Genomic DNA, 13,375 nt, shown 5'->3' with positions numbered 1-13,375 from the left:
CGTATATCCACAAACAACAAACGGGGCGCACGTTCAACGTGCGCCCCGTTTCTAAACAATAAAACAGCTTATTTACTTACAATTCCCGACCACTGGACTTTTTTGAGCTTGTCCCGCCGGTAAGAGAAGAAACGGTCTGGTTCCTGGTAGGTGCAGTGAGGCGCGATCGCGATCTGTTCGTTAGAAATTCCCAGTTGTTTCAGTTGCAGCTGGTTGACTCGCCGCACATCTAGTCGCACCCGTCCTGGTTGCGAATCTTCTAATAACGGTGAATGTGGCAACTGCTGCAAGGCATCAATAATGAATTCTGCATCTTGCTGCGGATCTTTATCTGGTAAGATGCTGGCTCCGACTTCAGATGCCACATTCACAGACACCTGATAGACATCACCCGCGATCGCGGGACCCATCGCAATCAGCAGATTTTGGAGTTGACTGCCGGAAGCTAGGAAACGGGCGATCGCTTGGGGGACAATTCGGGTAGCCGTCCCGCGCCAACCCGCATGAATCGCTGCCACCTGTCCCGTCTGGGGGTCGGCGATTAAAACCGGGGTGCAATCGGCACTGCACACCCACACTGCCTGTTGAACCTGCTCGCTGACAATCCCATCAGCGGGGGGTAGTGAGTCCCCCTCTTGGCCTTCACTGGTTGCCGCTTCGATCTCTGAGGGCGTCATCACCGTATTGCCATGCACCTGTTTCACTCGATAAACCCTAGCATCCGGCTGTAAAACGTTGACTAATTCAGCCGGAGAACGGGGCGAAAATTGTTGAGTAAAAAATCCGTGAGACCAGCGTTCTAGCAAGCTACAAGTTAGATAGGGCAATCCTTCCCAAGTCCGCCAGTGCCAGGTATTTATAGAAGTTTGTGATTCTCCTGCGCCCAGGTTCAAATTGGTGCGGGAAAGCATCGCCATTCGGAACTCCTGAAATATCGGTGACATTATGCTAACTTATGCTACGAATCAATTTGTTAGCAACCGTGGCATTCGATCGGCATTGTCTGGAAGCCTTTTTAGGGGATATTTCTCTACCGCTTTCTTTTCATATTTTTGAGACTTTACCTTCCACAAACCAAACCCTTTGGGAACTGCTCGATCGAGGAGCAACACCGGGAACCGTTGTCATTGCCCTTCAGCAAACCGCTGGGCGGGGTCAGTGGGGACGCCAGTGGCAATCCAGTACAGGCGGACTTTACCTATCTATCGCGCTCGCTCCCGATTTAGTCGCAACCAATAGCGCCCATTTGACCCTATGCAGCGCTTGGGGAATTGCTACCACATTGCGGAGTTACGGCATCCCAGCATTGATTAAATGGCCGAATGACCTAATCTTGTGCAAACGCAAATTAGGGGGCATTCTCACCGAAACTAGAGTGCAACAAGGACGGATTACCAAAGCCGTTGTGGGTGTGGGAATTAACTGGGCGAATCCAGTCCCGGAAACTGGCATCAATCTGGAATCCTTTTTGCAGCAGCAGCCAATCGAAGCGAATGCCTTACACGCATGGTTCGCTAACGCCTTGGAAAGATTAGCGGCAATAACTTTGCAGGGTATTTTATCCGGATATCGACACGTTTCCCTAGAAGGAATAGACGCCCTACTTCCCGCTTACGTGGAGCTTCTCAGTTGCAAGGGGCGTTCTGTCATCGTAGACGGACGCGCTGGAGTCATTGTGGGTGTCGCATCCACCGGCGAACTTCAAGTCCGCTTGAACTCTTTAGCCGCTGCCGAGGAAATCTGCCTCAAGCCCGGTACAATCAGTCTTGGCTACGATCAGTAATTTTACACAAGCTCTGGAAGTGAAAATGGATGGGGTAGAGACGATAGCCATGTCTTTATACCAAAAACACTAACCAGTATGACTTTATAGAGTGAGTGAGATGAGGAGTGATTCGGAAATGAGCCAGCGAAACCACCCTAGTTGTACTCCGTTTGGTCTGTTTTGCCGCCGTCCACTGCTGGTGCAGGGACTCAGTTGGATTGGAGGTCTTGGTGTCCTCAGCAGCGGCTTTGTTTGGGCACAAAGCGATCCAAGCATAGACACAATAGGCACGCCTACCACTCAAGAGGCACCGCCTACTGTAAAAATGGAGATTAACCCCCGGAAAAAAGGGACTGAGCGGACTGTTGTTCGTCGCCGTTCAGCTTCAGCACCAGAACCAGAACCAGAGCCAAATTTTGTACGCCGTCGCTCGGCTCCAGCAGCAGAGAACGCTTCATCGGGTGTCCGTCGTCGCCAATTGGCTCGTCAGCGTGCGTTAGAGACAACATCTGTCCGTCGCCGTCGCCGTTCTGCTCCAGAACCCGCAGTTGTCCGTCGTCGCTCGGTTCCAGTATCAGCACCAGAGACTTCGGTCGCCGTTCCAAAAAGAGCAAAACTTGCTCCTCCTAGGTTGGTGGAGCCAAACACGATTTCTTATGTGAAGCCGCCCAAGCTTAGACCAAGCAAAGCCCAAAAAAGTGGGATGAGTTCCAGCGACTACAACAATAGCTATATCGATCCGACTGACTATAGTCTTGGTGCAACGAGTCGAGGCAAGGAGCCGATTCGTTCTTACGATGAACCACCTGCCGTTGTGCTGTCGGAACGGTCAACAGGATGTCAAAGAGTCTTGCAGAGCGGGCAAGGTTTATCTGGTGGAAGCTGTGGTGTTGCACGGATCCCTTCTAGGAACACCAACCGTCTAAGGGAAACTGCTAGATTAACCTACCCGACCAGAACCCGTAGAGAGTACGCAAGTGACACAGACGTACCGGAAGCATTACGGACCTCTGGGTTGGCGAATCGTAGAGTCAGCCGCGCCCGTTTGGCGGTAAACCAGCCAGAACGGGAGATCCGTCAGCAAATCTTGGTTGCCTCTGCAAGTCCTGTCGCAATTGGCCCAAGAAGCGATCGCCCTCAAGGCATTCGCTCAATTAACCGTCGTCGCTCCAGGTCTTTGGGTTCCTCTGCCGTTACTCGAGCGACGGCGATCGCTGCTAATAACGTTGGCAGCAGCCAAAGCTCTATTCCATTCAATGTGCCCGAATACAAAGCCCCGATTCCGACCATTTTCCGGGGCTTGGCTAACGGCAATACCAGCTTAATATTCCCACTGGCGATTCCTGCGCCAATTACCTCGCTTTTCGGGTGGCGGACGCATCCGATTTCCGGCACTCGCCGGTTCCATGCAGGTACTGACTTAGGGGCACCTCTGGGTACACCCGTTCTGGCAGCTTTTGCGGGGAAGGTTGCGATCGCTGACTGGATGGGCGGCTATGGTCAAGCTGTTGTCCTCAAACACAACGAAACCCAAGAAACTCTCTATGCTCACCTGTCGGAAATTTTGGTTCAACCCGGTCAACAGATCGAACAAGGAACCGTGATTGGGCGGGTTGGTAGTACCGGCAATTCTACAGGTCCCCACCTTCACTTTGAAATCCGCCAGCTAACGCAAGAAGGCTGGATGGCGGTGGACTCAGATGCCTACTTGGAATATGGTCTGGCGCAAATGATCAAAGCTTTGCAAACCGCCCATTCCGCTCCTTCCGTTCCATCAGCGTCATCGGCTCCGTTAACCCCGCAACCAGGCAGCTAAGAATTAAAAATTAAAAATTCATCTTTTTTAATTTTTGATTTCTAAAGATACCCGTGTTCTACCAAGAAAGCGGGTGTAATTCCATCCATCCCGATCGTAGCGGGTGCATTCTGCTCAGATGTTCGTGCTGGATAACGCAGAAATTTTTCCACGTACTTGCCCAGAATATCTCCTTCCAAATTCACCAAACTGCCAGTCTGTAAATAAGGTAGGTTTGTCTCGGCATAAGTATGAGGAATCACCGCCACCTTAAACCAACTTCCATCAGGGTCGCAATCTGCCACCGTCAGACTCACCCCATTAACGGCAATACTGCCTTTGGGGATAATGTACCGAGCAATCTGGCGTTGCTCCCCATCCTCTGCTGCCGGTATCTCAAAGCGCATTTCCCAGGAAGTAGCAGTTTGTACCGACTCTTGCAGACAGCCGATTCCGTCTATATGACCTGTCACAAAATGTCCTCCTAGCTTGCTGCCAACCCGGAGAGAGGTTTCTAAATTCACGTATGCGGCGGCTTGTTCTCGCTGTCCTAAGGTGGTGCGACTGAGAGTTTCCGGAGAAGCGGTTGCCACAAAGCCTTGAGGCGAAATTTCCTCTACCGTCAGACAAACGCCATCCACCGCCACACTATCGCCAATCGCTAAATCTGACAGTATCAGCTGACAAGTATCTCTCACGCAGGAAAGCCCAAAACGGTCTTCTCCCAGAGAATTAATAGTTCCTAGAGCTTGAATTAATCCGGTAAACACTGTTTTTAAGTGAAATTAGGTAAATAACGGTCATTGGCAAACGGTCGTCGCTCATGATTCAGTGAAAAAACCGAAAAACAACTTGCTTTTAGATGTAATTAATCGGATTTCGACCTACTGATAACTGATAGCGAACAACCAGCGAAGGGATGAAGGCAATCGGTCTATATTTTTTAGTAAAATCTCCAGCGAATCGTTCTAAGACTGAGGCATACTGGGAGATACAGCTTTGTTGATCCCAACTTAACCAAGTCTTCATAGCTGGTTGTACCTTCGCTTGGTAAGGTGATTAGAACCGCAAGCGTGTTTGTTAAACCCCACTACCTCCAGTACCAGTTTATAGCTTTGCTTTATCCCCCCCGACGCCTACCGTGTTCTAGAGGCCAAGCTGATGATTGAAATGAAAGTCGCTGGAATTGCATTAGATGCCGTGACGCGCAGCCCGATTGTGTTGCTCAAAGATGCCTCGGAGCGACGAGCCTTGCCAATCTATATTGGGCAAGATCAGGCAAAGGCAATTATCAGCGCTTTGGAAAAACAAACCCCTCCCCGTCCCCTGACTCATGACCTCCTGGTGAATATCCTGGACGTTTGGAATATGACCTTAGAGCGGATCATTATTCACTCGCTTCAGGACAATACCTTTTATGCGATCTTGAGTGTCCGGCAGGGTGAGGTAAAAAAGGAGATTGATGCTCGGCCTAGTGATGCGATCGCGATCGCCATCCGCACTGGCAGTCCGATTTGGGTGATGGAAGAAGTCATTGCTGATGCTTCTATCCCTGTCGATCGCGATGCCGATGAGGCAGAACGCCGAGCCTTCCGTGATTTTGTATCGAAGCTTCGACCGGAAGATTTGATCCAGCGAGGAGGCTCCAGCACGGAATCATAGCACACCAAGGGCAAACGTAAAAAGACAAAAGCCAAAAGCAAGAAAATGAACTTTTTACTTGGGCGATCGCGGCTGTCTCTTGCTCTTTCTTTTTACTTTTTATGCGTTATCGGCGGTTTGGAAAAACAAATTTACCGCTTTCAGTGTTTTCTTGCGGGACGATGCGCTGTCTGGCTTCCTTTGAAGATGCCTACCAGACGGTGCATCAAGCCGTTGCTTGTGGAATTAATCACTTAGAAACCGCGAGGGGTTACGGCAAAAGCGAAGAATATCTCGGTGCCGCTTTAGCCGCAGGATTGCCCCAGTCGCGAGAACAGCTTTATATCACTACCAAACTTCCCCCAAGCAGCGACGCCGATACGATGCGTCGGTGGATTGATGAGTCGCTATTGAACCTCCAGACTGATTTTGTGGATTGTCTGGCGATTCATGGCCTTAACACCAGGGAACATTTAAACTGGGTGCAAGTGGATGGAGGCTGTATGCAGGCGGTGCAGGAAGCCGTGGCAGATGGCAGAGTTCGACACGTTGGCTTCTCTACCCACGGACCGCTGGATGTGATTCTAGCGGCGATTAACACCAATTTATTTGAATTCGTCAACCTGCATTATTATTACTTTTTCCAGCGCCATGCCCCGGCGGTTGAGTTAGCCAACCAAAAGGATATGGGAATTTTTATTATTTCACCAGCGGATAAGGGGGGGCTACTCTACACGCCACCGGAAACGCTTCAACATCTGTGCCATCCCTTTTCACCCCTAGAACTAAATTATCGGTTTTTGTTGAGCGATCGCCGCATTACCACGCTCAGTGTTGGCCCAGCGAACCCCAGCGAATTAACGGAATGTTTAGCGGTTGCTGAGCGCGATGAACCGCTGAAACCGGAGGAAATTGCTGTTTTCGACCGCTTACAAGCTCATTTAGGCGCAATCTCTCCAGATTTATGTAGTCAATGCTACGCTTGTCTGCCCTGTCCAGAAAACATCAATATTCCAGAAATATTGCGCCTGCGTAATTTAGCGGTTGCCTATGACATGACAGCGTATGGTCAATACCGCTACCGAATGTTTGAAAATGCCGGTCACTGGTTTCCGGGGATGAAAGGCGATCGCTGCACTGACTGTGGTGACTGTCTGCCCCGATGCCCTCAACATTTAGACATTCCAGCGCTTTTGCGTGATTCTCACCAGCGTCTGAATGGACAACCTAGGCGTCGGCTTTGGGAATAATCGTAACGGTAGTTGCGTAAAGATAGTTGCGTGAACAGATTTTAAGGCAACCAGGATGTATGGACAGGGTATTTGTGCCCTTGCCTGATGCTGTTATCACTCCGACGATGAACAGTATCTCTAGCTTATTGGTTTAAGTTTTACACCTATCTAAAGATATATACTTGTTAAGATGTTTAGTGATCTGGATTACCGACACATTGATTTATGTAAAATAGCTTAAAAAAGAATTTTGCTAATCCATTGGTTAAGGTTGGTTTAAAGTTTGACTTTGAGAAGGTGGGCTTTGAATATTCCATAACTATATTTGGTAGTCATGAAAAATCAGCTTACCTCTACAGAAAATCTAGTTCGCAGAATTGTATCTATTTATATATTAATTAGCATTATTTATATTGTTTCTGGGAATGAAATACTTAATTTACTGAGCAAGAATTTAGCGTTTTTAATCCAGTTAGAGACGCTGAAAGAGTGGGGATTTATTCTATCTATTAGCGGGTTGTTGTATGTTCTAATTCGCGCTGGCTTACAATTGCAACAATCCGAACAGAATTATCGCCGTATCTTTGAGAACACTGTTGAGGGAATTTATCAAGTTACGGACGATGGACGCTATATGAATGCGAATCCAGCGCTGGCACGCATTTATGGCTACAACTCACCGAATGAACTTATTGGCAATCTTCATTGGCACGCGAGCAATTTGGAGTTGTACCAGTTACTCCAAAAAACTGATGCCGTAACGGGATTTGAATCTCAGGTTAATCGCTCCGACGGCAGTTGCATTTGGATTTCTTCTAATGCCCGTGCTGTGCGCGATCGCAGTGGCAAGCTACTTTACTACGAAGGCACCGTTGAAGACATTACCAGCCGTAGGCAAACAGAGCAAGCACTGTTCGACAGTAAGGAACAATATCGCGTTATCTCAGAACTGACCTCTGAGTTTACCTATTGCCTAACAGTTGCCCCTGACGGTCAAATGACAACCGAATGGGTGTCAGAGACCTTTTTGCGAGTTAGCGGTTACACGTTCGCGGAAATTATCACTCTTGATGGCTGGCGGCGGCTTATTCATCCCGACGACTGGTTAAAAGTTCAGCAAAACTTTCTCAACCTAGTTTCTGGTTCCTCTGAGATTAGCGAACACCGGATCGTGACCCGTAGCGGTGAAGTTCGATGGTTACGAAATTATGCGCGATCGCAATGGGATGAGCAAAAACAAAGAGTTATTCGGGTTTTGGGGGCATTGCAAGATATCACAGACTGCAAAGCCGCTGAAGCGTTACTTCAGCGAAGTGCTGGCGAGATTAATCAAATTTTTAATATGCTGCCCAGTTTTGTCTGGAAGTTCTGCCCTGCGACCACCCAGTTTATCTATGCCAGCGATATTCTAACCGAACTCAGTGGCATTTCTACACAGGCATTTTTTGAGAATTATCAAGTTTGGGACGATCGAGTCGATTTAGGGCATGAATCCCAAGAAGCAATTCGGATAGCTTGGGAAGCAATTACCAAAGGCGAACCCTATCAGGTTGTTTATCTTTTTCACACTCTTCATAGAGGCGATCGCTGGTTTGAAATTACAGCGAGACCTGCCATAGAGGATGGCGTTCTCTATTACTACGGCAGTACCGCAGATATCAGCGAAAGGCAGCGGCAGACGATGTTATGCAAGCAGGCAGAAACAGCCTTACGGCAGGCAAATGAGGCGTTAGAAATCCGAGTCCAAGAGCGTACCGTTGAGCTAGAAGATGTTGTCCAGGCACTCCAAGGAGAGATTGCCGAACGCAAGCTCGCTCAAGAAACCTTAAAGCATTATCAATTGCTATCGGAACATGCCCGTGACATTGTTTTGTTTATTGGGAATCAAGGGCAAATTATCGAAGCGAATCAGGCGGCAATTCAGACATACGGTTACGAACGCGAAGAGATTGTTGCCTTAAACATTCAGGACTTGCGAGATCCTCCAACTCATACAGCGATCGCTCAACAACTGGAGCAAGCAGAACAGCGAGGCATCTTATTTACTACCACTCACCGCCGCAAAGATGGCAGCACTTTTCCAGTGGAAGTCAGTTCCCAAAGCTGGGTAATTGACAATCAAAGAGTTTTATTAAGTATTATTCGGGATATCAGCGAAAGCCTCCGGCACGTCACGCTACGCAAACTGGCAGAGGAGGCATTGCAAAAAAGCGAGGAACGGTTCCGCAATTTGCTGGAAACTACCAGCGATTGGGTATGGGAGGTAGATGAGAATGCTGTTTATATTTACACAAGTCCCAAAGTGCGCGACATCTTAGGTTACGAACCTGAAGAAGTTTTGGGAAAAACGCCCTTTGACTTAATGCCGCCGGAAGAAGCCTTCCGGATTGCGAACACTTTTGGGCCAATTGCTGCCCAAGCAATACCATTCTCTTGCCTAGAAAATATCAACATCCACAAAAACGGTCATCGAGTTGTTCTAGAAACCAGTGGCGTCCCAGTTTTTGATAGCTCTGGAAAATTTCGTGGCTATCGCGGTATAGATCGGGATATTACCGAACGCAAACAAGCTGAAGAAGCTCTGAGGGAAAGTGAAGAGCGATTCCGAACAATTTTTGAAAGAGAAGCCATGGGTGTCGTCCTGACCACTTTAGAGGGGCGGCTTTTGGCAAGTAATCCCAAGTTTCGGGAAATTTTAGGTTATAGCGAACAAGAACTACAAGGGATGCTTTTCAGTGAGTTGGCGCATCCAGATGACGCCATGCAAGACCGGGAACTTTACCAAGAGTTAATGACTGGAAAGCAGGATTCTTACCAATTGGAAAAGCGCTATATCTGCAAGGATGGTCATGTGGCTTGGGGCTATTTGACCGTTTCTTTGATTCGCACTGCCAGTGGTGCCCCGCAATTTAGTACTGCCACCATTCAAGACATTACCGAACGCAAGCAGATAGAAGCAGCGCTACGGGAATCGGAAGAGCGTTTCCGCCAATTAGCGAAAAATATTCCGCAAGTTTTCTGGATGACGACTCCCGATGAGAAACAAATACTCTATATCAGTCCCCCTTACGAGCAGGTATGGGGGCAAACTTGCGAAAGCCTTTATCAGCAGCCTGAATCTTGGCTGGATTCTATTTATCCAGAAGATCGGCAGTCGGTGATAGATGGGCTTGAAAAACGCCAGCAAGAAGTGGACGACTACGAATATCGGATTATCCGCCCGGATGGGACGATTCGGTGGATACGCGATCGCTCCTTTCCAGTTCGGGACGAGACAGGGCAAGTCTATCGAATTGCCGGAATTGCAGAGGATATTAGCGATCGCAAGCGAACGGAGGAGGAGGTTTATTTTCTGCAAACCATGACCCAAGCTATTTTTGAGTCTCCAGACTTTCACTCAGCGCTATTCGTAGCACTCCAGAAAGTGTGTGAAGCCACTGGCTGGGATTTTGGGGAAGCCTGGATTCCACAATCCGACAACAGCGTTCTCGAATGCAGTCGAGGTTGGTATAGCCGTGCCACTTGTCTAGAGGAATTCCGGCAAGGAGGCGAGAACTTGACCTTTGCACCAGGGATTGGGTTACCCGGTCGTGTCTGGGTCTCAAAACAACCAGAGTGGCAACGAGATGTTTCCGGTGAGTCGCATCAAGTTTATTTCAGGGTAAATTTGGCAATGAAAATTGGATTAAAAGCCGCTTTAGGAATTCCAATTATTGCTGATGATACTGTTTTGGCTGTCCTTGTGTTTTATATGTTTGAATCTTGCGAACAAGACGAACGACTCATCGAACTGATTTCCGCTTCAACTGAATTGGGATTATTCATGCAGCGCAAGCGAGCAGAAGAAGAAATTCGCAATGCTTTGGAAAAAGAAAAGGAACTGCACGAACTAAAATCCCGTTTTGTTTCTATGACTTCTCACGAATTTCGTACCCCGTTATCGACTATTTTGTTTTCGGCTGGATTGCTTGAAAATTACGGCTTTAAATGGACAGAAGAGAAGAAAAGGATTCATCTGCATCGAATTAAAACTGCTGTTCAACGGATGGACGGGATGTTAGATGAAGTGTTGCTTATTGGCAAAAATGAAGCTGGCAAGACAGAGTTTAACCCTGCCGCGATAGAGCTAGAAACATTCTGCCAAGACCTTGTAGCAGAAATGCAACTAACAGCAGGCGATCGCCATTCCCTAATTTTCTCAAGTCAGGGAGAATGTCTCGCAGCTTGCATTGATGAAAAACTGCTGCGCCACATCCTCAGCAATTTACTCTCAAATGCTATCAAATATACCCCAGGGGGGGGTATTATAAAATGCGAACTTAGCTGCCACAATGGGGAAGCCATCTTCCAAATTAAAGATCGAGGAATTGGCATTCCTCCACAAGATCGGCAACGATTGTTTGAAACCTTCCATAGAGCTTCTAATGTTGGCAATATTCCTGGAACTGGCTTAGGATTAGCGATTATTAAAAACTTTGTAGACTTACACAAAGGCAAAATCACCGTAGAAAGTGAAGTCGGAGTGGGTACAACCTTTACGATTAAGTTACCGTTGAGCGGGGATTGTTAAGCTTCAGGGGCTAGTTTTAACCCGTTATAGCAAGGATTTTAATAACGGTATCTTTATATACCAAACTTAGAAAAAATCTTCCTCTACATTCTTTTCCTGTCTTCGCTGATTTTTTCATTCTAGGCGGCTTGACCGTTACCTAGGTTCGATTAATAAGGTTAGTTACTATAGGAAGGTAAGAACTTCTTATATTTATTTTTGATAAGCATTAAATATAAAATTTTGAATTCAATTAATTTACTTTCCCTTGCGAGTGAAATTATAATGAATTAATTGTCTAATATTTATGGATAACCCCATAGATATTGCTGGTAGATTTGGCTTTGAAAAAGTATAAAAATAGACTTTTATCCAGTGAGAGGGTGCATAATTTCACTTAAATAAATGTTATTACAGATTGATAAAATCTAAATTCAGGAAGCAGGACAACCTTTATAAATTAAATAATTTGCACAACATCGGGGAAATAAAAAGTTTGATTTTGTAAGAAAAACCATAAATTAAAGGAAATTTAGAGAAATGGCAAAAATTCTAGTTATTGAAGATGAAGAAGCAATCCGCGAAAACATATTAGAACTATTGGAGGCAGAAGAGTTCGAGGCGACAGGTGCAGAAAATGGTCTTGCTGGCGTACAGATAGCAAGAACGATTCGCCCAGATTTAATTATTTGCGATGTCATGATGCCCGATTTAGATGGTTTTGGTGTTTTGATGGCGCTGCGTCAAGATCCTGTCACCGCAACAATTCCCTTCATTTTTCTGACTGCCAAAGCTGAAAAAGCCGATTTGCGTCAAGCGATGGAATTAGGGGCAGACGACTATTTAACCAAGCCTTGTACGCCTGAGGAAATACTCAAAGCGATCGCTGCCCGACTCGAAAGACAACGAGCCATTACTCAACCCTATACCTTAGCGCTCAGGCAAGCAGCAGAAAGACTCAATCACTTAGTTCATTACGATAGCGTGACAAACCTTCCCAATCGCTTGCTATTGCGAGAGCGGTTTAATCAAGTTATCAGTAAGCGGCAAGATGAACACAAAAGCGATTCCAAAACCCAGGAGAACGAATCGCCTCTTGCCTCTGCCCAGCAGCCACTCAACGTTCAACCTGTCCCGCTGCTGTTTCTAGGATTAGATCGGTTTCAACGGATTAGTGACACCTTGGGAAATCAAGGGAGTGACCGATTAATTAAACTAATTGTCGAACGAATCACCACCTGTCTCAGCCGACAGGACACGATTGCGCGATTGAATTTAGATCAATTTGCAATTATTCTGGCAACCTTAAGTCAAAGACAAACGGTTGCCAGTGTCGCCCAAGCGATTTTGTCATCGCTGAATGAACCCTTCTCCTTAGAAGACGGTCAAATCTTCCTCACTGCCAGCATTGGCATTACCTTCTATCCCAACGACGGGCAAGATTTAGACACCCTGATGAAGATGACAGCAGCAGCGATGTCTTACACCCAAAAGCTGGGAGGAAATCACTATCAGTTTTATGCAACGGATATCAAGGCTGATTACGGCGAAGTGCTGGTGCTAGAGGCGAGTCTGCGTCGTGCCTTAGAACAAAACGAATTTCAAGTGTACTATCAGCCCCAAGTAAATCTCCAAAGCGGAGAAATTAGCGGTGCAGAAGCCTTGGTGCGTTGGCAGCACCCGACGCGGGGACTGGTTTCACCCGCTGAATTTATTCCGCTGGCAGAAGAAACGGGTTTAATTGTCCCGCTTGGCGAGTGGGTATTGCAAACTGCCAGCGCCCAAACGCAAAAATGGCGAGATGCTGGATTTACATCGTTCCGCGTGTCAGTGAACCTGTCTGGGCGTCAATTTAGCCAAGCTGATTTAAGCCAGCGAATTGTCCAAGTGTTAGAAACCACAGGTTTAACCCCAGATGCTTTGGAATTAGAGCTGACTGAAAGTATCCTCGTGCAAAATGCTTCGATGGCGATCGCTACTTTAAATGAATTGAAACAGTTGGGGATTCACATCGCAATTGATGATTTTGGTACTGGCTATGCTTCCTTGAGCTATCTCAAACAATTTCCCTTCGACACTTTGAAAATTGACCGATGCTTTGTTCAGGATGTTACTAGCGATACCCAAAACCGAGCAATTATGACCGCCGTGATTCAACTCGCTCACAATCTCAATCTGAAAGTTACGGCTGAGGGAGTAGAAACTCGCGCTGAACTCGCTTTCTTAAGCCAGCAGCATTGCGATGCCATGCAAGGCTATCTATTTAGCCGTCCCGTACCCGCAGCCGAATTGGAAACATTGTTAAGTGGCGGTAAACGGTTGCCGATGCAAGTTGTATGAAGTAATCCACGTTTATTTACAGCCATTCACGGAATTAATTGCCGGAACCATTC

General features: G+C 47.1%; 9 protein-coding genes. 6 read left to right on the top strand and 3 right to left on the bottom strand.

Annotated elements, in window-relative coordinates; all coding sequences use genetic code 11:
- Positions 1 to 68 precede the first annotated feature (68 nt).
- A complete protein-coding gene (gene pgeF, locus NDA03_RS06770; RefSeq protein WP_348237685.1) occupies positions 69 to 860 on the bottom strand; it encodes a peptidoglycan editing factor PgeF in 792 nt (263 codons plus the stop codon).
- 95 nt (positions 861 to 955) lie between these two features.
- Here pgeF and NDA03_RS06765 point away from each other — a divergent pair, with 95 nt between their 5' ends.
- Positions 956 to 1,783, top strand: a complete 828-nt coding sequence (locus tag NDA03_RS06765) for a biotin--[acetyl-CoA-carboxylase] ligase (protein WP_348237652.1) — start codon at positions 956 to 958, stop codon at positions 1,781 to 1,783.
- A 118-nt stretch (positions 1,784 to 1,901) separates the two neighbouring features.
- The gene (locus tag NDA03_RS06760; protein ID WP_348237651.1) at positions 1,902 to 3,581 is read left to right on the top strand and encodes a M23 family metallopeptidase; all 1,680 of its coding nucleotides are present in this window, start codon (positions 1,902 to 1,904) and stop codon (positions 3,579 to 3,581) included.
- 41 nt (positions 3,582 to 3,622) lie between these two features.
- On the opposite strand, the gene NDA03_RS06755 is transcribed toward NDA03_RS06760, so the two are convergent.
- Positions 3,623 to 4,330: a riboflavin synthase gene (locus NDA03_RS06755; protein WP_348237650.1), complete on the bottom strand. Its 708-nt coding sequence runs from the start codon at positions 4,328 to 4,330 to the stop codon at positions 3,623 to 3,625.
- Positions 4,331 to 4,418: 88 nt separating this feature from the next.
- Positions 4,419 to 4,589 (bottom strand): hypothetical protein, encoded by a 171-nt coding sequence (locus NDA03_RS06750; RefSeq protein ID WP_190439813.1) that lies wholly within the window; start codon positions 4,587 to 4,589, stop codon positions 4,419 to 4,421.
- A gap of 132 nt (positions 4,590 to 4,721) precedes the next feature.
- Between NDA03_RS06750 and NDA03_RS06745 the strand changes: the two genes are divergently transcribed.
- The 4 genes from NDA03_RS06745 (at position 4,722) to NDA03_RS06730 (ending at position 13,322) form a co-directional block, all read left to right on the top strand.
- A complete protein-coding gene (locus NDA03_RS06745) occupies positions 4,722 to 5,222 on the top strand; it encodes a bifunctional nuclease family protein (protein ID WP_190412793.1) in 501 nt (166 codons plus the stop codon).
- 101 nt (positions 5,223 to 5,323) lie between these two features.
- Positions 5,324 to 6,451, top strand: coding sequence for an aldo/keto reductase (locus tag NDA03_RS06740; protein WP_348237649.1), 1,128 nt, complete (start codon positions 5,324 to 5,326; stop codon positions 6,449 to 6,451).
- A 316-nt stretch (positions 6,452 to 6,767) separates the two neighbouring features.
- The gene (locus NDA03_RS06735; RefSeq protein ID WP_348237648.1) at positions 6,768 to 11,003 is read left to right on the top strand and encodes a PAS domain S-box protein; all 4,236 of its coding nucleotides are present in this window, start codon (positions 6,768 to 6,770) and stop codon (positions 11,001 to 11,003) included.
- Positions 11,004 to 11,522: 519 nt separating this feature from the next.
- Complete coding sequence (locus NDA03_RS06730) at positions 11,523 to 13,322, top strand: EAL domain-containing protein (RefSeq protein ID WP_348237647.1); 1,800 nt, start codon at positions 11,523 to 11,525, stop codon at positions 13,320 to 13,322.
- Positions 13,323 to 13,375 lie beyond the last annotated feature (53 nt).

It is taken from the genome of Trichocoleus sp. Lan (assembly GCF_039961855.1).
Taxonomy (GTDB): domain Bacteria; phylum Cyanobacteriota; class Cyanobacteriia; order Cyanobacteriales; family FACHB-T130; genus FACHB-T130.
The sequence above is the reverse complement of the archived record's forward strand: the minus strand, read 5'-3'. Positions and strand labels throughout refer to the sequence as shown.